The organism is Bartonella pachyuromydis (genome assembly GCF_039543065.1).
Lineage (GTDB): Bacteria > Pseudomonadota > Alphaproteobacteria > Rhizobiales > Rhizobiaceae > Bartonella > Bartonella pachyuromydis.
In genome coordinates, this window is the sequence record NZ_BAABJA010000008.1 from 41,969 (window position 1) to 65,747 (window position 23,779).

Annotated in this window: 15 protein-coding genes and 1 pseudogene; 14 read left to right on the forward strand and 2 right to left on the reverse strand. The window is 40.8% G+C overall.

The features are described from left to right. Positions 1–13: 13 nt before the first annotated feature. The 13 genes from ABD917_RS06325 (at position 14) to ABD917_RS06385 (ending at position 21,366) form a co-directional block, all read left to right on the forward strand. Entirely contained in the window at positions 14–1,651 is a 1,638-nt protein-coding gene (locus ABD917_RS06325) for a BID domain-containing T4SS effector (protein ID WP_345119257.1), read from the forward strand. 263 nt (positions 1,652–1,914) lie between these two features. After that, positions 1,915–3,549 carry a BID domain-containing T4SS effector gene (locus ABD917_RS06330; protein WP_345119258.1) on the forward strand — a complete coding sequence of 545 codons (1,635 nt, stop codon included), beginning with the start codon at positions 1,915–1,917 and terminating at the stop codon, positions 3,547–3,549. Between the two features lie 151 nt (positions 3,550–3,700). Beyond that, on the forward strand, positions 3,701–5,620 hold the full coding sequence (gene traG / locus ABD917_RS06335; RefSeq protein ID WP_345119259.1) for a Ti-type conjugative transfer system protein TraG: 1,920 nt from the start codon (positions 3,701–3,703) through the stop codon (positions 5,618–5,620). 97 nt (positions 5,621–5,717) lie between these two features. Then, complete coding sequence (locus ABD917_RS06340; protein WP_345119260.1) at positions 5,718–5,960, forward strand: hypothetical protein; 243 nt, start codon at positions 5,718–5,720, stop codon at positions 5,958–5,960. A gap of 229 nt (positions 5,961–6,189) precedes the next feature. Continuing rightward, the gene (locus ABD917_RS06345) at positions 6,190–7,788 is read left to right on the forward strand and encodes a BID domain-containing T4SS effector (protein ID WP_345119261.1); all 1,599 of its coding nucleotides are present in this window, start codon (positions 6,190–6,192) and stop codon (positions 7,786–7,788) included. Positions 7,789–8,089: 301 nt separating this feature from the next. Continuing rightward, entirely contained in the window at positions 8,090–9,190 is a 1,101-nt protein-coding gene (locus ABD917_RS06350; RefSeq protein ID WP_345119262.1) for a BID domain-containing T4SS effector, read from the forward strand. Positions 9,191–9,489: 299 nt separating this feature from the next. Next, a complete protein-coding gene (locus ABD917_RS06355) occupies positions 9,490–11,196 on the forward strand; it encodes a BID domain-containing T4SS effector (protein WP_345119263.1) in 1,707 nt (568 codons plus the stop codon). 340 nt (positions 11,197–11,536) lie between these two features. Further along, positions 11,537–12,910 carry a BID domain-containing T4SS effector gene (locus tag ABD917_RS06360; RefSeq protein ID WP_345119264.1) on the forward strand — a complete coding sequence of 458 codons (1,374 nt, stop codon included), beginning with the start codon at positions 11,537–11,539 and terminating at the stop codon, positions 12,908–12,910. Between the two features lie 263 nt (positions 12,911–13,173). After that, positions 13,174–15,861, forward strand: coding sequence for a BID domain-containing T4SS effector (locus ABD917_RS06365; protein ID WP_345119265.1), 2,688 nt, complete (start codon positions 13,174–13,176; stop codon positions 15,859–15,861). A gap of 1,622 nt (positions 15,862–17,483) precedes the next feature. After that, positions 17,484–19,055: a murein biosynthesis integral membrane protein MurJ gene (gene murJ, locus ABD917_RS06370; RefSeq protein ID WP_345119266.1), complete on the forward strand. Its 1,572-nt coding sequence runs from the start codon at positions 17,484–17,486 to the stop codon at positions 19,053–19,055. A gap of 79 nt (positions 19,056–19,134) precedes the next feature. Further along, positions 19,135–20,205 carry a tryptophan--tRNA ligase gene (trpS, locus tag ABD917_RS06375; protein ID WP_345119267.1) on the forward strand — a complete coding sequence of 357 codons (1,071 nt, stop codon included), beginning with the start codon at positions 19,135–19,137 and terminating at the stop codon, positions 20,203–20,205. A gap of 35 nt (positions 20,206–20,240) precedes the next feature. Continuing rightward, positions 20,241–20,732, forward strand: coding sequence for a universal stress protein (locus ABD917_RS06380; protein ID WP_345119268.1), 492 nt, complete (start codon positions 20,241–20,243; stop codon positions 20,730–20,732). 55 nt (positions 20,733–20,787) lie between these two features. Then, positions 20,788–21,366, forward strand: coding sequence for a NifU family protein (locus tag ABD917_RS06385; RefSeq protein WP_345119269.1), 579 nt, complete (start codon positions 20,788–20,790; stop codon positions 21,364–21,366). A gap of 613 nt (positions 21,367–21,979) precedes the next feature. Here the strand turns inward: ABD917_RS06385 and ABD917_RS06390 are convergent. Beyond that, the gene (locus ABD917_RS06390) at positions 21,980–22,312 is read right to left on the reverse strand and encodes a zinc ribbon domain-containing protein YjdM (RefSeq protein WP_345119270.1); all 333 of its coding nucleotides are present in this window, start codon (positions 22,310–22,312) and stop codon (positions 21,980–21,982) included. A gap of 667 nt (positions 22,313–22,979) precedes the next feature. Then, a pseudogene (locus ABD917_RS06395) lies at positions 22,980–23,054 on the reverse strand (NifU family protein); the annotation flags it as partial. 472 nt (positions 23,055–23,526) lie between these two features. Between ABD917_RS06395 and ABD917_RS06400 the strand changes: the two are divergent. After that, the coding region (locus tag ABD917_RS06400) for a helix-turn-helix domain-containing protein (protein WP_345119271.1) at positions 23,527–23,779 on the forward strand (253 nt) is incomplete at its 3' end.

Genomic DNA, 23,779 nt, shown 5'->3' on the forward strand with positions numbered 1-23,779 from the left:
TAAGGAAGTAACGATGCCAAAAGCCAAAGCAAAAACAAAAAATATATCTTCCCCCTTACCCCATCATTATCTCTATTCTGGTACTAACATACTCAAAAATAAATATGGCGAAACAGATCTACAACTTTTTCGAGAAAAATCTTCATATGATATAGAACAAGCGACAAAAAATCTGCGAGAAGAACCCCTCCCAGAATATTTTGATTTAACTTACCTCTGCCATATTCATCACCAGTTATTTAAAAACACTTTTGAGTGGGCTGGAAAGCTACGATATGCCCCTTTCACCTTTGCCGACGAGAGCACTGCCGCCATGCCAGAAATGAAACGAGGGGAAGGAGGAAGAGTTTTTGCACGTGATGAGGAGATCCTAGAAAGCTTACAAAGTTTCGATCAACAGCTTACCGAAAAAAACAATTTGCAAGGTTTAACGCGTGAAGACTTCATCTATGAAGCAATGGGATTGTTTAGCACTCTCAAACAAATACACCCATTCATAGATGGCAATGAACACACAGCGCTGTTGTTTTTGGAAAAGCTTGCTCGCGCAGCCGGCCACCAGCTAGACTTTTCTCTTACCACCAGAGAGCGCATAATGTTCGCCAATATTTCAGAAGCCGAAAGAGGCGATCTAGAACCCATGCAACATCTATTTGAGGATATCTCCAATCCAGAAAAAACGCTTCTTTTAAAAGAATTCATGGACAACATGAAAGCGACTGGCCGCAATGTGAATGATCATCTCGTAATAGTGACAAAAGAAGGGGAATCCTACACAGGAATCTATAAAGGTACTGGTTTTAACCACTTTTTGCTCGAAGCGCATGGTACTTACATCATTGGCAATAAAGATGATCTCTGCCCAGAACAATTAAAAACATTACAACTCGGCGATAAATTTATCTTTACCGCCCCAAATAGAAAAGACTTTGAGCACATACTCATCCCAAAAGAGACATTAGCCCCTCTCACAACCCATGAACAAACAGAAAGGGTGAGAGAAAGTGCTCGTGTCCACACAGCGCGAACTCAAGTTCAACTGTTATCACAAATCGTTTATAGGCGTTCACAAGCATTAGACAAACAGATGGCAGAGATTCTTCAAAATCCAAGCCTAGCTCAACAGCTTGTCGATCAGATTCAACAATCTCCCAGCTCTATTTCCCCTCTTGCCGGTTTCAGTATATGCGGTCTCCAAAATCAAACACGTGTAAACGCACGAAATCATCTTGCTATGCTCTCTGATGCAGTGATGAATTATGCATATGCTGTAGAATATACGCAGTATTCAATCAATAAAGACTATCAACTTGAACAAAAACGCTGTGAAAAAAAAGTAGAAAAACCGAGTCAAAATTTGCAAGATCTCTTTTGCTTATCACCACAAGCACAAAGAGACATCTTGTTCCAAAATCCTATGTTGTGCCAAGAACTGCGCGATTTTGTATGCCAGTTAGAGAGTCGCCTCTCAGCATATGAATATAGGGCAATCAAACACAAGGATCATGAAACCCTTGCACAAAGTATTGGCGTATCAAAACAGAAAGCGCAAGAAATTACTGAGACTGTTCAGAAAGCCAAAGAAGCACATCAGCAGCAAATCCACACACGCAAACTCAACCACTCCAATGCGCTCGCTATGGCCAGTTGAAAGGAGTATTTTATCACATATCCTAAGAAAAGCCAAAAGGAAGACCAATGCAAAACATAAAAACACAGCAAGCCATTATGTTAATGCAAAAAAATCTAGCAAAATACAGAGAGAAGTTTGTCTCGCAGTCAATGCCCATGCATTTGCAAGGATAACACTTCATTTTAAAGCACTTAAAATTTGAGAAACATCTGTGAGGAGCAATCTTTCACGAGAGGAATTTAACACTCTGATAGACAACATGACATGATAAGGAAATAACGATGCCAAAAGCCAAAGCAAAGACCAAAAATAGAGACCAGCCTTCTCCCCATCATTACCTCTATCCTAAAACAACAACACTCAAAAATAAATATGGAATAAAAGATTTAAAATCTTTTCTGGAGAAATGCTCGCATGATACAGTGCAGGCAATGGTCAATCTGCGAGAGGAACCTCTCCCAAAATATTTTGACACCAGCTATCTATGCCACATTCATCACCAGTTGTTTCAAAATACCTTTGAATGGGCTGGACATCTCCGCCATATCCCCTTCACATTTGCAGATGGCACCACAGCCGCTATGCCAGAAATGAAACGAACGGGGTGTGAGCATCCTTTTGCAATCGGTGATGACGTCCAACAAGGCTTACAAAGATTAGAGCAAACACTTGCAGAAAAAGATAATTTACAAGGCTTAACGCGTGAAGAATTTAACTCTGAAACAATAGACTTATTTAACACTCTCAACCAAATTCACCCATTCAGAGAAGGCAATGGACGCACACAGCGGGTATTTTTTGAAAAGCTTGCTCACGCAGCAGGTCATCGACTCGACTTTTCGCTTGTCACCAAAGAACGCATGATGCTGGCCAGTGTTGCAGTAGCAGAAAAAGGCGATCTAGAACCCATGCAACATCTGTTTGAGGATATCTCCAATCCAGAAAAAATTGGGCTTTTAAAAGAATTTATGGACAATATGAAAGCGACTGGGCGCAATGTGAGTGATCGTCCTGTTATGGTTGCAAAAGACGGTGAAACTTATACGGGCACCTATAGAGGCGCTGGTTTTAACAGCTTCGCCTTCAACGTAAAAGGTGCTTACATCATCGGCAATAAAGAGCATCTCTTACCAGAGCAATTAAAAACATTACAACCCGGTGATAAATTTACCTTTACCGCTCCCAGAGGCGAAGATCTTGAGCCCCCCCTTATCCCCAAAGAAAACTTAGCCCCTCTAACAAAAAGCGAAATAGCGGAATTAATTGCCGAAGACGCCTGTGTTAAAGTAAGTCATAAGCAACTCCAACAGTTATCAAAAATTGTTTATGGCAACTCGAAACGATTAGATGACAAAATGGCTGCAATTATTCAAAATCCAAGCTTAGGCCAACAGCTTGCTAATCAGATTCAACTGTCTCCAAGCTCTATTGCTCCACTTGCAGGTTTCAGTTTATGCGGTCTACAAAGTCATGCACGCGCAAATGCTAAAAATCATGTTGAGATGCTCTGTTCTGGCGTAATGAATTTTACCCATGCGATACAACATGCTGAAAAAGAAATCACACAAGAGCATCAAAGAGAACAAAACCGTCGTGCAATAGCAGTAGAGAGACCAAGTCAAAACTTGCAAGACGTCCTCGCCTTGCCAAAAGAATTGCAGCAAGAGGCTTTAACAAATAACCCTAATCTTCGAAAAGAACTCGGTAACTTTATAAAAAAGGTCTATACGCGTCTTTCCGCACAAGAACAACAAGTGATCAAACACAGTGATTATGAGACCCTAGCGCAAGCTCTTGGCACATCTGTAAATAAAGCACAAGAAATTACACAAACCGTTCAGAACAGCAAAAAAGCATACCAGAACAGCCAAGAACGGAGTGTCCATTGTGTAAAAGCACTGGCTATGGCCAGCTAAAGGCGATGCAATTTTGTTGCTTTATCGCAACACTATACTGAGAGATGTTTTAACATTCTCTCAAACCATGAAAAAGGCAGCGCACCTAGCACCCTGTCACCATAAAATATGAACAACAACAGATCTGGAGAAAACTGAGAGTCAGACAAAAATGAAATATACAAAAACACAGATGGCGCTTATTTTAGCGCCAATTGCTTTAGGGATTTTAACAATATTCCTTATTCCTCATTTATTGTCTTTTGCCACAAATGGGATGGATAGCACGCAACTTTATTGGTATATTCGTTCAGAACCTTTATTAATACTGGTCATGGTCGCCTGCATATCGTTGCTTTATAGTCTTTCACAAAAACTATACCTACGCAAAGCAATCACATTTGTCTCAACAATCTTTTTTAGCATAACCGCCCTCTATCATATTGGCAGTGAGATACAACGCTTAAGTCCTTATGTTGGTCAACAAGGGATAACATGGAGTTATGCGATTAAGTTCATGGATCCTATGGTGGTCTTTGGCATCATCATCAGCTTCGCTCTTTTATCAGTGCAAATCATCACGACCTCTCCACGCACCAATAAGGTCAAGCGTGCTAAAAAAGGCGTGTTTGGGAATGCTTCATGGATGAAGTTAACAGAGGCCGCTAAAATTTTTCCTGCCAATGGCCAGATTGTTGTTGGTGAAAGATACCGTGTTGACCAAGACAGTGTGAGCACTGTTCCCTTTGCCCCTGGCAACAAAACGACATGGGGAAAAGGTGGAAAAGTTCCCCTCCTCACCTTTAATCTTGATTTTGGTTCAACCCATATGATTTTTTTTGCTGGTTCTGGTGGCTACAAAACTACCAGCACAGTGGTTCCAACATGTTTGACCTATCCAGGCTCTATTGTCTGCCTTGACCCTTCCACCGAAGTTGCACCAATGGTCAGATTTGCGCGAAAAAAAATGGGCAATAGAAATGTTATTGTTCTTGATCCCAATTCCATTTTAACAAAAAACTTTAATGTCCTCGATTGGCTTTTAGACGATAGCGTTCCACGCCCACAACGTGAAGCCAATATTGTGGGCTTTTCCAAATTGCTTCTCACGGATAAAAAATCCGATAATTCTTCGGCAGAATATTTCTCGACACAAGCGCATAATCTTTTAACAGCTCTTCTTGCACATGTCATATTTTCCGATGAATATGAAGACCATGAACGCACCTTAAAGACATTGCGTGAAATTTTATCTCAATCAGAAACAGCTATTGTCAATCAATTACGCATGATTCAAGAAACGACCCCTTCTCCTTTTATCCGTGAAATGGTTGGTATTTTCACGGAAATGGCAGAGCAAACCTTTTCAGGTGTTTACACAACAGCCTCAAAAGATACCCAATGGCTTTCTTTGTCCAATTATGCGGATCTTGTCTGTGGCGATGATTTTTCCTCCTCAGATATTACAAATGGCAATACAGATGTTTTTCTCAATCTCCCTGCCAGCATTTTGAACAGTTATCCTGCAATTGGACGAGTGATTATTGGTGCTTTTTTAAATGCTATGATTATAGCTGATGGAAACTATAAAAAGCGTGTATTATTTGTCTTAGACGAAGTTGATCTTCTTGGTTATATGAACATCTTAGAAGAAGCACGCGATCGTGGTCGTAAATATGGTACGTCCCTTATGCTCTTTTATCAATCCTCCGGTCAGTTGGTCAATCACTTTGGAGAATCAGGCGCACGCTCATGGTTTGAAAGCTGCTCTTTTGTGAGTTATGCTGCCATTAAAGACCTCCAAACAGCCAAGGATATTTCAGAGCGCTGTGGTCAAATGACCGTTGAAGTTTCTGGAACAAACAAATCGAGAGGTTTGTCTTTGGGAAAAACCTCTTACAACATCAACTATCAACAAAGAGCGCTAATTTTACCCCACGAAGTTATTCAAGAAATGCGTCAAGATGAACAAATTATTCTCATGCAAGGACACCCCCCTTTACGATGTGGTCGTGCGATCTATTTTAGAAGAAAAGAAATGTTAGCGGCTGCTGAAAAGAACCGTTTTGCTCCGAAAGCAAAGAAAAAATGAAAAACGCCTCCTTATGAGCAATAATCATCAAAACAAGAGCAATACTATCAAAGGATGAAGACACCTATTTTAAAAGCCAGTTTACAAGGAATCTCACATGGTCCAACAAGAAAAATATGGGGGAGAAAAATCCTTGGATATAGCTTTCATGCGCGTGCCTATCAACACTATCATTCCTCATAAAAAAGCCCCCAAAACCAAAACAACGCTGGCAACCATGACCAGCACCTCCATATTCAAAAGCCCCATCAAGGAGCTTTTGCAAAAAAAGTACCTAGAAAACCTACCCTTTGTCAACATGGTAAACAGAAAAGAAAAAACGCCCCAAAAATATTTCTAAAAATGCACAAAGCAACATGCCTTAACAACAATGCGAACAGACTCTTCTCGCCCTCTCACAGTAAAAGAATTACAAAAATATCCCGACAAGGGAAGCAAACAACAGATCTGTAAGCAAGGAAATGATATCTCTCTCCAATATTTCAAAAGAATACGCGAAGGGGGGGCTTTCTACATAAAAAGTTTAACACACCCTCACCATCAACCCCTATCCTCTAAGGAGAAAATAGATGCTAGAGCAGAATTATCTGTATAAAAACACCAAAACCCTGAAAAATAAATATGGCATTAAAGACCCTCAAAAACTGTATGAACGCATTGCCCATGATGTATCAAAAGAAGCAGTGAATTTCCGCCACGAACCTCCCCCACGAACATTTGACGCTGCTTATCTCAAAACACTTCACTGGAGCCTTTTCCATAAAAGTTTTGAGTGGGCAGGCCAGACACGTGATAAATCTTTTACCTTTGCAGATGGCTCTACAGCCCGTATGCCAGCCATGCGCCACAAAGGCCATGAAGTTCCTTTTGCCGTAGGGGAACAGATTCAAAAAGAATTGAAACAATTAGAGAAAATGCTGCATACAAAGAACAATTTACAAGGCTTATCGCGCCAAGAATTTGCTGCAAATGCCGCTCACGTTTATATGCTTCTCGACCACGCCCATCCTTTTAGAAAAGGCAATGGGCGTGTACAACGAATGTTTATGGAAAAACTCGGACAAGTCGCAGGTCATAACATTGATTTCTCTGTGATAACACATGAGCGCTTAACCCAAGCCAGTATTCAAGCCATACAGCGTAGTAATCCAGAACCGATGCACCATCTCTTTGAAGATATGACCCATCCCCAAAAAGCACAGCTCTTAAAAGAGTTCATCTCCAACATGAGAAACTCTGGACTTAGAGAAATCAACAACCGTCTTGTTTTAGCAGCAAAAGAAGGTGAAATCTATAATGGCATCTATAGAGGTGCAGGAGCAGAGGGTTTTGTCATGGAAGTCGAAGGAGCTTTCGTTGTCGCGCCCAAAGATGATCTCACCCCAGAACAAGTAAAGACATTACAAAACGGCGCATCCATCTGCTTTGCAAAATCAAACGTAGAAAATTTAACAGAAACACTCATTCCACAAGAAAAATTACCCGCTCTCAACAATGAAGAATTATTTGCAAGAGTTACAAGCGACCCCTTCGTTGAAGCAGGCAAAAGAGAGGTCCAACACTTATCAAAGCTCGTCTATGGCAACGAGAAAATTCTCGGACCACAAATGGAGTTGATCACTGCCGATCCAAACTTGGGGCAAGAATTTTCTGAGCAAATTTCTCAAGAACCTAAATCAGTCTCTAAGCTTGCAGGGGTCAAAATGTGTGGTCTGAAAAGTCCAGAACGCAGGCAAGCAGAAAATCATATTCCACAACTAAGTGAAGCACTCAAAAATTATGCCACAGCCATACAACAAACAAAGGAGGAAATTCTAGAAAAGCACCAAAGAGAACAAAATCGCTTAAACCAATCTGTTGCAAAGCCAAATAAAGACTTACAAGACCTTTTTGCCTTAACAACAGAACAACAAAAAAATGCTTTGTCTCGTTCTCCTGCCCTACAACAACAGCTCCACAGTTTTTCGCGCCAATTACGCAATCGTTTATCATCAGAAGATCGTCAAGCCCTAGAGCAAAAAGATCATACAAGACTTGCTTGTCTGCTTGGCGTATCAGAAAGCAAAGCCAAAGAAATTGCCAACACCGTACACCTCACCAAAGAGGCACAATGTCAGGCGCGAAGTCTTAAAGTGAGTCGCTCCTCATCGCTGGCACTCACCGGCTAAACAGTACAGAGAGCTTTCACCTTTTCTCTCATTCCTTTATGTGCAAAATTTCCTCTTGAAAGACTTCAGAATGATTATGAATAAAAATTATCAAATAAGAGCAAGAAATTTTATATAACTTATTGATAAAATTTCACAAAAAAACTGTATTAAAGACATAAAGGTCGATTATGATTGCCCATGAATAGCGCAATCTTTGGAGGTCATTTAAATGGATATTTTGCTTTGTATAAAGGAGCCAAAATATAAAGGCGGAGAATACACCAAAGAGGTTTTCTAAAAATATTGAAAGGAAACATGCATGAAAAAGAATCATCCTTCCCCTTCTAACACTGTAGATGAGCTAAGAAGACGCTTTGAGCGGCAAAACCTACAAGAACAAGGAGCCACTGGTGGAGAACCCCTTTACGCAAAGGTGAATAAACCACCAAAACACCAGCACCCCCAAAAACCAGAAGAATCTGGCTATGCATCCCTAAGAGCACAAGAAACTACCCCCCCATACCCGCAAGAAACGATCTATGCACCACAAAAGCCAATGGGCAATCCCTATGATAGACCGCCTACGAGGCCAAGTAATGGACAACAGGCCACAAAACTCGTAGAGCCCTATGACGTAATTGATCTGAGCAAACTAGGAAAAGAGCCAATCTCTGAGCGCCTAAAAAATCCCCTCTATGAGAGTGTTGGTGGAAGAAATCCTCAATCACCAGAAACGCCCTATGCAGAGATTAGCTTTGGCTCACATGAGGGGCGCCCCACACAAAAAGACTTAGAATCTGTCTATGCAACCATTAACACAGGCGCAGCAGGTGGCCCCTCCCCTCAACAACGAGAAAATCCCTTCTATGAGGGTGCTGACGCAGGCAGAACTACTCCTTCTCCAAGAACGCCAGAAGATGAAATTAGAGCAAAGATGATGCAAAACCCACACTTCCAATATGGTTTAATGGAAGTCCAAGAACGGTGCCAAATTGTTTATGGTAACCGGAATGCTTTGAATACACAACTTGCCAATATTCTCAGCAATCCGCAAGGAGGAGAAAAATTTTTATGGGATCTTGCAGCAGATCCTGAAAGCGCTGGTAAACTTGCGGGTCAAAAAGTCCTTGGCGTAAAAAGCTCAGCCCGCAGAGAAGCTGAAGAAGAATTTGGCGCCCTTTGTTCTAGTCTTGAAAAACATATAATCCTTGCGCAAAAGCTACACAAGAGTTTGACCCGTGAGCAGGAAAGAGGACGTGGACATGAACGAGGAGAACATCAAGAAGGTCATGAGCACGACCATCACCGTCATCATCATCATCGCTCTCACTCACACGAAAGAGGACAACATTCTCCTGAACAGACGCGAGGCAGACAGAGCCCTGAACATAGCAAAGTAGGAATGGCTTTTGCTATGTAATCCTGCATGATGTAACAACACATAAATTTTTGCCTTTTAATGAATTTTCTTGGCGCAGTTGCAACAAAGCGATTGCGCCCAAAGGCTGTTATGGAATGTTACAAAAAATTGTCAAAAAAGAGCGCATAATTTTTATTAACCTATTGATAAAATTTCACAAAAAAACTGTATTAAAGACATAAATGTCGATTAGCCTCATCTATGAATAGCGCATCTTCGGAAGCCATTACCGTAAAACAAAGGTAAGGCATGCACCAAAGAAATTTTCTCAGGTTTAAAAAACTAAAAGGAAATATTTCATGAAGAAAAAACCTTTCCCCTCGACCCCCGTAAGTGAATTAGTAAAACACTTTGAGAATCTAAGAACTTCTAACCAAAGAGCTTCTACTCCCGAACCTGTCTATGCAAAGGTTAATAAACGACCAAAACAGAGCCTCCAAAGCCCACCAGAAACTATCTATGCTCCCCCAAACCCACCAGAAACTGCCCATGGTGCCGTTGGTGAGGAGATACATGGGGAGAGATCTCCTCAAAAACTCGCATCCCCCTATATGGTAACGAATTTTCAGGATCTAGGGGAGAGCCAAGACTCTCAACAACTAGAAAATCCACTCTACGAACCTATGGGTGCAGTAGGTAGACCATCTCCCCAAGAATCAGTTACACATCTCTATGAGGAAATTGGCGAGGGAGCACATGGAGAGAGGTCTCCCTCAAGCCCTATAAACCCCTATACAGTAACTTATCAACAGGATCTAGGGGAGAGCCAAGACTCTCAACAACTAGAAAATCCACTCTACGAACCTATAGGCGCAGTAAGTAGACCATCTCCCCAAGAATCAGATACACATCTCTATGAGGAAATTGGCGAGGGAGCACATGGAGAGAGGTCTCCCTCAAGCCCTATAAACCCCTATACAGTAACTTATCAACAGGATCTAGGGGAGAGCCAAGACTCTCAACAACTAGAAAATCCACTCTACGAACCTATGGGTGCAGTAGGTAGACCATCTCCCGAAGAATCAGTTACACATCTCTATGAGGAAATTGGCGAGGGAGCACATGGAGAGAGGTCTCCCTCAAGCCCTATAAACCCCTATACAGTAACTTATCAACAGGATCTAGGGGAGAGCCAAGACTCTCAACAACTAGAAAATCCACTCTACGAACCTATAGGCGCAGTAAGTGGACGATCTCCCCAAGAATCAGATACACATCTCTATGAGGAAATTGGCGAAGAAGCGCAGAGAAGACGCTTCTCACGGCCGCCAGAAGAAACCGTCTATGCACCCCAAATCCCACTAGAAACTGCCCAAGGACTCGTACCCCCCTATAGAGTAAGTAATCCGCTAAGAAGAGATCCAGACTTTCAACCGCAAAATAGTTCACTCGAACAAGCTATGGGTGAAGGCGCCGTCGGTGGACAAAACCCTCAACGCTTAGAAAATCCCCTCTATGAGAGTTCTGACTCAAGGAGACCCCCACTTCCTCCAAGAACGCCGCAAGATCAGATTAAGGAAAAGATGGTAAAAGATCCAAACTTGCAACGTAGTGTGTTGCAAATCCAAGAACTGTGCCAAACTGTTTATGGTAACCATCGTGCTTTAAATCAACAACTTTCTGATATTCTCAACGATCCTCAAGGAGGAAACCAAGTCCTGTGGGAGCTTTTAGAAAATCCTAAAGGCCCTGGTAAGCTTGCAGGTCAAAAATTCTTAGGCATAAAAAGCCCAGATCGCAAAGCAGCTGTAAAAGCCTTTGGTCCTCTTTGTAATACTCTTGAAGAACATATAGAAACTGTACAAACACTACATCGCCATCTTTCCCGTGAGCAGGAAAGAGGGCGTAGACATGAGCGAGGAGAACATCAAGACGGGCAAGAACACAGCCATCGCCATCGTCATCATCGCTCTCACTCATATGAGAGAGGACAAGAGCCTCCAGAGCAGCAAACGCGAGGCAGACAGAGTTCTGAACATACAGGAGAAATGGCTTTTGCCATGTAAGTCTGCATGATGTAACAACACATAAATTTTTTGCCTTTTAATGAATTTTCTTGGCGCAGTTGCAACAAAGCGATTGCGCTCAAAAGTTGTTATGGAATATTACAAAAAATTGTCAAAAAAAAGCGCATAATTTTTATATAAATTATTGATAAACTTTCACAAAAAAACTGTATTAAAGACATAAATTTCGATTACAAAGGCGATGAATAACGTAAGTCTTTGGAGGCCATTCCCAATTGATATCTTCTCCCATTGATATCTTCCTTTGTATAAAAACTATAACACATGAAACGTGGAGAGTGCACCAAAGAAGTTTTCTCAGAATTAAAAGGAAACATGCATGAAGAAACATCAATCCTTTCTCTCTCCCTCAATATTAAAACTCATAGAGCTCTATGACCAAGCTGCCGCAGAAGTAGCAAACCAACAAAGCCCCTCTACACAATCTGTTCAACACAACCAAGAGCCGTCTCATCACTCGAGAGGAAAAGGGCAAAAACAATCAAACCCGACAATTCTAGATGGTCTCGTCTACAAAACGGTTGTTTCGAGTCTCGCAGACCCTCTAAACAAATATACCGACAAAATGCCAAGTCAGCAAACCACATATACGGAAGTTATTCTAAAAAGCAATCTCTCTTCTATAGCAGAAGAAGATGAGCAGAAACAACCCGTTGCAAGAGAAGAACAAATACCCACAACAACAGCACCTTTATCAAGAACAAGACTGGCTCTCTCTGAAGAGCAAATTATAGCACTCTTGCAACACAACCGATTGATACACGACTATCAAGAGGAAATTCAAACTCTTTGTCAAAAAGTATATGGCAATCAACGGGCGTTGCAAAAACAATTAGAGCAAATTAAAAAAGATCCTTCTACTGGAGAAAACTTATCCACGCACATAAAAGAACATCCTGAAGGGATTCATAAATTTGCCGGTAAGAAAATGCTTGGCATAAAAAGTAGTGCACGCAGACACGCAAATAACAATTTTCCTACCCTTTGTGGCTTGGTTGATTCTTACGTAGCAGCTGTAAAAATTACAAGAGAAGACTTGGTTATGACCCCAGAAGCAGCACTTCTGTACTATGAACACTCACTAGGCAAGGAAACTGTAAACAGAATCTTACAAAGTTCGCATTCTTCTGAAAGATCATCCCCCTCCCTGTTAAATGATGATCTTTCTGAAAGAGCACAACAACACCCCATGGTTAAAAGACATCATGCACAAATCCAATATTGGTGTAAGGTTGTTTTTGGCAACTCTGAGCTTTTACAACAACAAACCAGAGAGCTATTTGAAAATCCCGCTCTGGTAGAAGAGCACACATGGCGACTTGCGGAAGCTCCACAGTCTGTTAGTAGCTATGCTGGTGTTGGTGTTGGTAGCTTGAAAAATAAGGCACGAAGACATGCTGAAGCAGGTCTGTCACACTTAATAAGCGCCATGGGCAATTATGCACATACCGTACAGCGTGTAAGGGAAGAGCTTACACAAACCCAGCAACTGCAAACAACACAACAACATGGTGAAATATCTCAAATCTCACAGAGACAACAAGAATTTTCACGCTCTCCTAAACCGCTTGAAAACTTAGCAGCAACATCACGTGAAGAAACCGCTGGACCTTCTAGACATGTACCAGAACCAGCGAAAGATGTGCGACCGCGTAGAACAACATCATCCAAAGCGATGGCTTTTGCTAGTTAATGATGCATCCCTGTGGGCTTTTCATTTTGTTTCTTGGTGCATTCTCCACAAAGGCGTTTGTGTCCAAAAAGCTCGTACGGTTTTATCAAAATGTTCTCAACGATCATCCTAACTGATTGAAAATAAATATCAATCATCAACCCCATAAACCACGCAAAGCCTTTTGAAATCATTCAATTGGGCACCCCCTAAAAACGAAAGGTGAAGAATGCACCAACAATATTTTCAAAATAAATATTGAGACAACTTGAAAGGAAACTTGCATGAAAAAAAACAAACTCTCCCCTTCCGTAGCACGCATAGTAGAAGAATTTGAAAAACTCCAAGAACAATCTACAGCAACACCAACGCCCCCTGTCCGAAATACCCAAAAACCACCCCTTGCCAAACGTCCAGAACACCTTTCTCATGCAAGCGTGACTCCAACCCAAACTTCTCACACAAGCGAGAATCTACAAAGCCACACAACATCACAAGAAAGCACAACCACACAGGGAAGAACTGCTCCACCAAGACCACCGCGTGCAAAGGAAAGACAACAAAACAACCCGACACCACAAGAAAGAACAACCACACAGGGAAGAACTGCTCCACCAAGACCACCGCGTGCAAGAGACAAAGAACTCCTCACAAAACAGATACCACAGGAAGAAAGCCTATATGCAACACCTACCTCTCAAACAACAGTACAGGGGCAAAGCCCCACACTAACACAAGACAGTGAGTCCATATACGCAAAGCTTGCGATAAAAACACCACCTTCCATAAGACATAGACAAAGACGGGACGCAATCACTGGACAAGAGCAAACCATATACGCAGCAATTACATCATCAGGCGTGACCATCCCTCTCACGAAAGAGGAAATGTCCTTAAAAATTAAAAACAGTCCATTGGTCCAAGCTTGTAAAGACCAAATACAAGCTTTATCTCAAACTGTTTATGGCAACCCCAATATTTTTCAAAAAAAACTTGAAGATATTGAAAAAAATCCTATTCTTGGGGAAAGCCTTTCATGGCAAGTTGTCGCCAATCCTAAACTGGTTGGAAATCTTACTGGAAAAAAAGTTCTTGGTATAAAAAATAAAGCACGCAAAGAAGCTGAAGAGAATATTACCCCCTTATGTCTTGCCCTTGAAAATTATGCTGATACAGTAAAGAAGGTAAGAGAGAGCATTTTACATGGCCATAGGGCAGGACAAACACTCCGTAGATCGTCCCTAAACCTCAAGCAAATGGCTGAAGATCTACAAATGCCGCATAAAGCGAAACAAAAAACGGGCCCCCTTTCGCAGAAAGAAATGGCACGCAAGTTGCAAAGCAATTCAATGGTCCAATATTGTCACGCAGAAATCACCTATTGGTGCACCGTTGCTTATGGCGACCCAGATATTTTGCAGTATAGTCTTCAAGAACTTCACATAATTCCCGAAATCGCAGACAATCTTGCATGGCAAATAACCACACGCCCCACTTTCTTTGGTAAACTTGCTGGTTTGAATGTCTATGGCCTAAAGAACGAAGCACGCAAACAGGCTGAAAGTGCTCTTCCACGTCTAGGTGAAGCTATCGAAGGTTATGCAGAGGCTATAAAACACGCAAAAGAAACCATTTTACAAAGCCAAGGAGAACAACAAAAACATCATACACAATCTTTGCAGCAAGAGCAAAGCATGCAAAGACAGCAAAGCCTCTCAGAATCTCTGAGAACAGCTGTTGATGCCTCTGTAGAAGGCTCACAAGCTGTTCAACCCCACATGGTGACAACATCAAAACAACAAAGACAACAGAGCATGCCGTCTTCTTCACCAACACAAACAAAACGCCGTGCTCCACTTCCACCACAAGAGCAGAGCAGGCAAAGCCTCTCAACATCCCCTCAAACAACTGAACAATCGCCTACACACGAGCATCAAGAAACTCCTCAAGCCTCCACACAAACGCATTGGGAAAAGCTAGGTGCCAAACCACGCACGATGAGAGATTCTGAACAAAAAAGGCAAGAGAGTCCTTCGTCTCCTTCTTCAACACAAACAAAATGCCGTGCTCCACTTCCACCACAAGAGCAGAGCAGGCAAAGCCCCTCAACATCCCCTCAAACAGCTGTTGATGCCTCTGTAGAAGGCTCACAATCTGTTCAACCCCACATGGTGACAACATCAAAACAACAAAGACAACAGAGCATGCCGTCTCCTTCTTCAACACAAACAAAACGCCGTGCTCCACTTCCACCACAAGAGCAGAGCAGGCAAAGCCCCTCAACATCCCCTCAAACAGCTGAATACGCACCAACACGCGGGCATCAAACAACTGTTGAAACCTCTGTGCAAACAGAACAGAGCCCACAAGCTGTTCGACCACGCATGATGAAAACACCGCAAACGAAAAAAACTCCACCTCTCTCGCATAAAGAAATGGCCGAAAAAGTACAAAGCAATATTTCTGTTCAACGTGCTCTAACAGACGTCTATAATTGCTCTAATATTGTTTATGGTGACCCATTTATTTTTAAATATCATACTGAAGATATTCAAAAAATTCCTCTTTTGGGAGAAGGACTCTCATGGCAAGTAGCAAACTATCCTAAAATATTTGCTCCCCTTTCGGGAAGGAAAATGCTTGGTATAAAAAATGATGCACGCAAAAATGCTGAAGAAGCTATTCCTTCTCTATGCTCTGCTATTGATCATTATACAGAGACTGTAAAAAAAGTAAGAGAAGACATTGTAAAGGCGCATGAGGAACAACAAAAACTCCAAGAACACTCTCCACAACAAGAGAAAAGCAGGCAAAAACAGCAAAGCCTCTCAGAATCTCCTCAAACACCTGAACGCTCAGCAAGGGACAGGCATCAAGAGGCTTCTGAAAAATTTATGCAAGCAGAACAAAGTCTCCAAGCCGCTCGATCTCGGAAAACGGAATCCTCAAAAGCCATGACTTTAAGCGGCTAAACTTCATAATCTTTTGTTTTGAATCTCATCTCTTGGTGCAATCTTTGTAAAAGGATTGTGCCACGAAATATTGTAGAATAACATGGAAAAGAGCACTCAAAATATCCCCCCTCATTTACTTTTCACGGACAAAGAGAATTTCTCGATAATATTGCATAACACAAACATTGCACCAGCAACTCTAGGCATAAAGCAAAATCTTTTGCATAAAAAGAGAGTTTGTTCTTTCAGATAAAAAACACGATCGACAAGGTGGAGTGTGCGCAAAACAAACTTTCAAAATAGATATTTGTCTTGCGAAAGAATGAAAAAAATATCTATGAGAAACAACTAACCCCTTCTACACCCTGCGCGTGAAAAGAATTACAAAAACACCGCAAAACAATCAATACAGCCATCTCTCAGCAAATAAACAAACTTCTTTTACCCAGCGAGCAAGGTACTCAACAATCAATATAGCATGACCAACCCAGAAATATTGAAAAAACAATGTTCTCATAATGGAGAACAAGCAAAAGAACGGCAGTAAAATGTTCCACGGTGTAAAGCCAAGTGCGTAAAAACATAAAATTAAATGTTTGAGCGCTATCTCAAGCAAGCTCACAGTCATACCTCTTTCCTCCATCAATTAGCCCTGCTGTAGAAAGGAGAAAATGTAAACGAACATAGCTGTATAGAAAAGTGCATATTTAAAAGAGGAAGGATGAAAAATACTCAACAAATGAAAGGCAGTCTGTTTCTGCAAAGACAAAAACCATAGTTTTAAGTATCTTAAAGCAGTAAGATAAAACGCCATTGGATTGTATATTCATTGCGCTTGTTTTAACTCTTAAAATCCACAACCCCATTTCGAGGACGTCATCCGTGAATGGTATAACGATAAAACTATGGAGCACCACCATATTTACCCTTGTGAAGAAGTAAGCTGGCAGCATCATTTATATTTGCCAGCTCCCAATTTAGCATGAACCTTGCCTTAAGAGCCTTCATAAGAGACCTTTTTACCTCTATCTTCTATAGTTTTACTCACACACAAGCCCTGCTTTGAACATGCAAAAAGATGATTTTGCTTGATTGAACATGGTAAAGATTTATAATGAGAGAATGTTACGACATTCGGTGCTCTCATTTAATATGCAGAACAAAAAGTTATCATTATAAATCAATAGGTTACATAAGTATAGTAAAACAGCACTGTTCAATGATTCCAAACAGTCTATGAAGACTTCTCTTTTATAACGACAATGAATAATCATAATGACGCGCAAAATAATATGATTGCGTAGCGTACAACAAGTAAGCCATACACCGCACAAGTAAAAAATTCCATTGATCTTCTCCATTCTTTCACGCTCTTTTTCGCATGTTATATTACGTATATTTTTATATTAAGGAAAAAGAAACTTTGTTTTTTTATGTAGAGAATGAAAATATCACAAGAACAGGACAGCCTAAGACAAAGACAACCTAAAGAATATCAATGCACTCTTGTTGACAGAAGGACGAATACCGCCGTAAAACGCCTCAGAAATGTATTATTTTATTAACATGCTGATCAGATTTATGATCTAAAAGAATTTTTATTCATCAGCTCTTTTTCATAACAGACTCGATGTGTTTTTATGATCCTATTTAAAAAATTTGCAACTGTTGCTTCAGGAACCCTAATGAGCCGTATTTTTGGCTTTATCCGTGAAATGCTGATGGCAGCAGCATTGGGGACTGGTCCTGTTTCCGATGCGTTCAATGCGGCTTTTCGTTTTCCCAACACATTCCGTCGTTTTTTTGCTGAAGGTGCCTTTAATGCCGCTTTTGTTCCTCTTTTTGCTAAAAAAATCACCGAAGATGGTCAAGAGAGCGCATGCAAATTTGCTGAAGAAGTCTTTGGCGTTCTCTTTTCGCTGCTATTGCTTTTAACCATTGTCATGGAATTAAGTATGCCTTTTTTGGTAAGAACAATTATTGCGCCAGGTTTTGCAGAGGATAGCACCAAATTTAATGCCACCATTCATTTTACCGCAATCATGTTTCCCTATCTAACCTGCATGTCTTTAGCAGCCATGATGGGGGGCATGCTCAATGCCTTACGACGCTATTTTATTGCAGCTATTGCCCCTCTTTTTCTCAATCTTATTTTAATAAGCGTCCTCGCCTATGCTTGGATTTATCAGCTTGACGCTTGGCATATCGGCTTAAATCTTTCTTGGGGTGTTTTAGCAGCCGGCATTCTCCAACTCGCTTTAATTGCTGTTGCTTTGCGTCAAAGTGGCATGAAAATTCTCCTCCGCCGCCCTCATTTTAGTCCCAATGTGCGAAAACTGTTAACTCTAGCAATCCCTGCTGCTGTCACGGGAGGTATTACACAAATCAATCTGCTCATCAATACCAATATTGCTTCCAGTCAATCGGGTGCGGTATCCTCCCTAATGTATGCGGATCGTCTTTATCAATTGCCCCTAGGCGTGATAGCAATTGCCATTGCCACCGTTCTTTTACCAGAATTAACAAAAGCTCTACGCAGCAAAAAACACCAAGAAACGCACGATTTACAAAATCGCTCTATTGAATTAACCTTGTTGTTAACACTACCCGCAACCATTGCCTTTTTAGTACTCTCTACTCCCATTGTTAGTTTACTTTTTGAACGTGGACAATTTACCAGTGAATCCACCCAGCGTGTTGCACAATTGCTTGAGCTTTATGGGCTAGGACTCCCCGCTTTTGTCCTCATTAAAGTGTTTATCCCTAATTTCTTTGCCCATGAAGATACCAAAGCACCTATGATTTTCACCGGCGTTAGTGTTTTCATCAATATCAATCTTGCCTTAATACTATTCCCTTTCCTATCAGCACGCGGCATTGTTATTGCCGAAATTACCTCTGGCTGGGTCAACACCCTGTTGCTTTGTTGTGTGCTTATCGAACGCGGCTATTGGGAATATGATGCACAACTGATAAAACGCATTGCATGTCTGATGATTGTCACTGTTTTGAGTGCAGTGTCTCTTCATTATCTTATTAATATACTTGGTTTTTTATCTTACCCTTTATCCTCACAAGCATCCTTTTTCTTGCGTGCCAGCACTTTGATTGGGATCATGCTTGTCCTATTCGTGGTCTATATGGGGGCCTATTTTTTACTTGACACACGTTCTTTTTTTCTCACCCTGAAAAATTTCAAAAAACGCCTATGATATTTTATCTTGCTTTCAGAAAGATGCTTTGTCACAAACCATAAAACGAATAACTTTACAGAAGAGAAAGAACTCTCCTATGGATACTTTCACACCACTTGTCTTTTCCGGCGTCCAACCGAGTGGTCAGCTCCATCTTGGCAATTATCTTGGAGCCATCAAACATTGGGTTGAACTACAGGCGCCCTATCATTGCCTATATTGCGTTGTTGATATGCATGCGCTCACCGTCAATCCAGATCCACAGAGCTTACTTGAATCAACCAGAGCAGTCACAGCAGCCTTTTTAGCTGCCGGGATTGATCCTCAAAAACACATTATTTTCAACCAATCTCGGGTTTTTCAACATGCTGAACTTGCTTGGATTTTCAATTGTATTGCCCGCATTGGTTGGCTACAGCGCATGACACAATTTAAAGATAAAGCAGGAAAAGATCGTGAAAAAGCCTCTCTTGGGCTTTTTGCTTATCCAAGTCTCATGGCAGCCGATATTTTACTCTACCGTGCCACACATGTACCGGTGGGTGAAGATCAAAAACAGCATGTTGAACTCACGCGTGATATTGCACAAAAATTCAATAACGACTATGCTCAACGCATTGTCGAGTTGAATTTTGCCGTTCCAATACAAATAGGTGATGAAAAAAAACACGTTTTCTTCCCAATACCAGAAGCCCTGATAGGGGAAACAGCCATGCGCGTTATGTCGTTGCGCGATGGGACAAAGAAAATGTCAAAATCAGATCCTTCAGATTTTTCACGCATTAATTTAACCGATGATGCTGATCTTATTGCCAAAAAGATACGCAAAGCAAAAACGGATTCCGCCCCTCTTCCTGATAGCCTTGCTGACCTAGAAGGACGACCAGAAATTGATAATTTGCTTGGTATTTATGCTGCCTTTGCACAAGTCAGCAAGGAAAAGGCTCTTAAAGAATTTTCAGGACAACAATTTTCGCTTTTCAAAACAGCTTTAGCTGATCTTGCTGTTGATAAGCTTGCCCCCATAACAGCGGAGCTACGTAGATTGCATAAAGACAGCGCTTATATTGACTCTGTTTTGCAAGATGGTGCACAACGTGCCAGTGCTCTAGCAGAAAAAAATATGAAAAAAGTTCGTGAAATTGTTGGTTTTTTGCACAATACTTAAAGCAATAAAACAAACACATAAAAGAGAGAAAAAGCATGGTTTCTAAGCAAGAAGATCCCAAAAGAGATCATAAGAAGAAAATTCTGGTCATTATCGATGAAACTCCAGAATGTCGACGTGCTGTTTCTTTTGCCGCACATCATGCCAAGAATACCAAGAGAACATTGGTATTACTCTGTGTTGTTGACACTGTGGAATTTCAACATTTTTTAGGTGTCAATGATGTTATGCGAACAGAATCAACACAAAATGCCCATAAAATTTTGGGAGAAATTGCTGATGATATACGCACAACCCATGCTCTTAAAACAGAAACCATGATGCGTGAGGGTAAAACAATCGATGAAATTTCCAAACTGATTGATGAGGATAAAGAAATCGCGCTTATTGTTTTAGCAGCCAGTACACACACCGAAGGACCAGGACCACTTATCCAATTAATCGGCAACCGAGGAACAGCATTTTCAATTCCCGTCACCGTCATTCCGAGCAATCTTGCTGATGAAGATATTGAATCGATTGCCTAAAAAGACTATCTAGATAAAGTAATTTTCTCCATCCCTCACAACAAAAGGAGCGTATATGTTTATACAAACTGAAGCCACCCCCAATCCTGCAACATTGAAATTTTTGCCAGGTCGTGTGGTTCTTTCTGAGGGTGTATTAGAATTTCGTGATCGTGAAGAAGCCGATAAAAATTCGCCTTTAGCTGCTAAACTGTTTAACATTCCCAATGTCAATGGTGTTTTTTTAGGCTATGATTTTATCACTGTGAGTAAAAAAGAGGGCGAATGGCAACACCTCAAACCGGTCATTTTAGGCACCATTATGGAACATTTTCTCTCTGGTGACCCAGTTATCGCCAGCAACGCAGCAACGCAAGCACACTCCCATGCTCTTAATGAAGAATTTTATGATGAAAAAGACGCTGATATCGTCTTAACAATTAAAGAACTTCTTGAAACGCGTATTCGCCCAGCCGTTGCCAATGATGGTGGAGATATTACTTTTCGTGGCTTTGAAAACGGTATTGTTTACCTCAATATGCGTGGCTCCTGCGCCGGATGTCCCTCTTCAACAGCAACACTAAAACATGGTATTGAAAATCTTTTACGTCATTTTATTCCAGAGGTTTTAGGCGTTGAAGCCATGCCGCAATAAAAACAAACATAATAACGAGAATATTATTCCCTTGAAATCTCCCTAAAAACCAAATTGGCAGGCGAGCACATAACAGCCTCTCCCCTTTAAAAACACCATAAGTGTACTTTCTCGATGAGAGTTCTATCATGCAGGTAATATCGCTACGGTAGCTTGATTTATAAAGATAAATCATCGTTTTCAGTTAAATTAAAAGCCGCACATATTGCAAATTTCTTACATTTCAAGCTCTCTTGAGAGAACAGCAATCAAGCATGTGCTGGCTTGTTCATAAACTGGCTTGGGGTATGGGTAAAAAACTTTAAGAAAACAAGAAAAATACCTAGAGTATTGTCTCAAATGCCAAAAGCTTTTACAATCATTTTGAGCAGGTAGGCATTTTAAACTGGTCGCGAGAATGCAAATACCAGTGTGATACTCTCACAGTGAAAACCACCACAAAACACTAAAGTCTATTTTTTAAAAGCGCATATTTTCTTCATCAGATACACCATTACCACTTGGTAAAGGTGGTGCAGATAAAGCATTGCAACAGTTCTTACTCTCAATCGATCACCAATTCTGGTATCCGTTCTAGCATATGCACTGTAAAAATGTTTTACAAACCATATAGTTAAATTTTTTTAACAAATTCGGACTTTAAGCCGATCTGACCAATTCCAGGAATCTTACAATCGATATTATGATCTCCCTCCACAAGGCGAATATTTTTTACCTTTGTACCACTTTTGAGAACGGATGTTGCACCTTTGACTTTGAGGTCTTTCACCACCATAACACTATCCCCATTTGTCAAAATCTGACCATGGGCATCATAAACGACATCGCTAACAAGCTCTTCACTCTTTTGTGGCCACTCATGAGCACATTCAGGACAAACAAAATTGTCACCCTCTTCATAAGTGTAAAGACCACCACAGTGCGGACATTGAGGATATTGGTTCATAGATTCTCTCTTTTCTTCAAGAAAAATCATTTCTTTCAGTGGTCATAGAACAATCCGTATTCATTGTCTATTGTCTCACGAAAAACAACTCTTTTTTTTCCCATTTGATCTGTTCCCCTCGTGATAAGTAAGCGCTTGATATCACTGCCCTACAGGGTGATATTTCACAGACTCCGCAGATAAACTCAGCCTTTAGTACTTACCCCCCATGCTTTAACAAAACATCATATGGATAAACGTTATATACTCTCTAGGATGGAATTTTATGACATAACTAGATAACAAAGCCTAGCATTTGAAAGTGTTCATAACAGGTATTTTATGACTTATCATAAAGAGTTTTGGTGCAACACACCACTTTTTGCCAAGAATGCATAAGGGAATGGTTCATTGCTTCTCTCTTAAGAGAGCTTGAAATGAGGAGGATCTTAAGATATGCGGACGAGAGGAATTCAAATTGAAATAATAATTTATTTTTATGAATCAATACACTTTAGTGATGCCATTTGCATGATAAAACTCTCATCGAAAAAGAACAGCTATAGCGTTTATAGACGAGAGAGGAAGTGATGTTCTCGCTTACCGATTTGGTTTTTAGAAAAGATTTTCAGGAAATGTATTTTTATTATCCTGTTTGTTTGTATCAGTGTTTGATCAAAACTGGTTTTTATTGCGGCATAGCTTTAACACCTAAAACCTCTAGAATAAAATGGCGTAAAAGATTTTCAATACCATATTTCAGCGCCATAAGAGGCTTTCTCTTATAACCATGATTTCACAGCCGCCTGAGAAGGAAAAAAACAATCCGTTTGATTAACGCCGTTAAACACCTCGGAGGGGTTTTCTTGACCATTACAATCAAAGGTTGTCAGTCCTCTCAACAAATGCGACTGTGACAGCATGATTTTTGTGAGCGTATAGAACAACTTGAAAAGCATCCCGATCCTCATAAAACAAGCTCGTGTTCATTTTTATTGCCAATCTCCTAAAATTACTTTATGAATTAAAAGGTGTTTTGGTCGTATACGCAGCGACCAATAGGGCTCTAAAACCTGAAACCTAAACATGAATTTATCTCGCTTTGCGGGTATCTCGGAATTCCGGGAGGTTTTGTTATGTCCAAGTGCATACCAGCACTAAAAGCAAAATGCTGACTAGAGCTCAGTCTCCCGGAATATCAATGCGAGGGCGCTCGCAATCAGCGGGAGGGGGAAATGCAAAGTAAAAATCCTCATAACAATAAATTCATTGATCAATTCGTTGGCAAAAAAATTCGCTTCAGACGAAACATGCTGAAAATGTCTCAAAAACACTTAGGGCATGCTTTAGGAGTAAGCTTTCAGCAAATTCAAAAATATGAAAAAGGATTAAATCGTGTTGGAGCTGGGCAGTTAAAGGAAACTGCCGATATCTTAAATGTTCCCATTGCCTTTTTTTACGCTGATCTCTTCACACAACAACATACTC

Bases quoted from the DNA above. Each gene is read 5' to 3' on its own strand.
- traG (WP_345119259.1), top strand. From the start codon at position 3,701: ATGAAATATACAAAAACACAGATGGCGCTTATTTTAGCGCCAATTGCT.
- ABD917_RS06350 (WP_345119262.1), top strand. From the start codon at position 8,090: ATGAAAAAGAATCATCCTTCCCCTTCTAACACTGTAGATGAGCTAAGA.
- ABD917_RS06345 (WP_345119261.1), top strand. From the start codon at position 6,190: ATGCTAGAGCAGAATTATCTGTATAAAAACACCAAAACCCTGAAAAAT.
- ABD917_RS06380 (WP_345119268.1), top strand. From the start codon at position 20,241: ATGGTTTCTAAGCAAGAAGATCCCAAAAGAGATCATAAGAAGAAAATT.
- ABD917_RS06360 (WP_345119264.1), top strand. From the start codon at position 11,537: ATGAAGAAACATCAATCCTTTCTCTCTCCCTCAATATTAAAACTCATA.
- ABD917_RS06385 (WP_345119269.1), top strand. From the start codon at position 20,788: ATGTTTATACAAACTGAAGCCACCCCCAATCCTGCAACATTGAAATTT.
- murJ (WP_345119266.1), top strand. From the start codon at position 17,484: ATGATCCTATTTAAAAAATTTGCAACTGTTGCTTCAGGAACCCTAATG.
- trpS (WP_345119267.1), top strand. From the start codon at position 19,135: ATGGATACTTTCACACCACTTGTCTTTTCCGGCGTCCAACCGAGTGGT.
- ABD917_RS06365 (WP_345119265.1), top strand. From the start codon at position 13,174: ATGAAAAAAAACAAACTCTCCCCTTCCGTAGCACGCATAGTAGAAGAA.
- ABD917_RS06390 (WP_345119270.1), bottom strand. From the start codon at position 22,312: ATGAACCAATATCCTCAATGTCCGCACTGTGGTGGTCTTTACACTTAT.
- ABD917_RS06325 (WP_345119257.1), top strand. From the start codon at position 14: ATGCCAAAAGCCAAAGCAAAAACAAAAAATATATCTTCCCCCTTACCC.
- ABD917_RS06330 (WP_345119258.1), top strand. From the start codon at position 1,915: ATGCCAAAAGCCAAAGCAAAGACCAAAAATAGAGACCAGCCTTCTCCC.
- ABD917_RS06340 (WP_345119260.1), top strand. From the start codon at position 5,718: ATGGTCCAACAAGAAAAATATGGGGGAGAAAAATCCTTGGATATAGCT.
- ABD917_RS06355 (WP_345119263.1), top strand. From the start codon at position 9,490: ATGAAGAAAAAACCTTTCCCCTCGACCCCCGTAAGTGAATTAGTAAAA.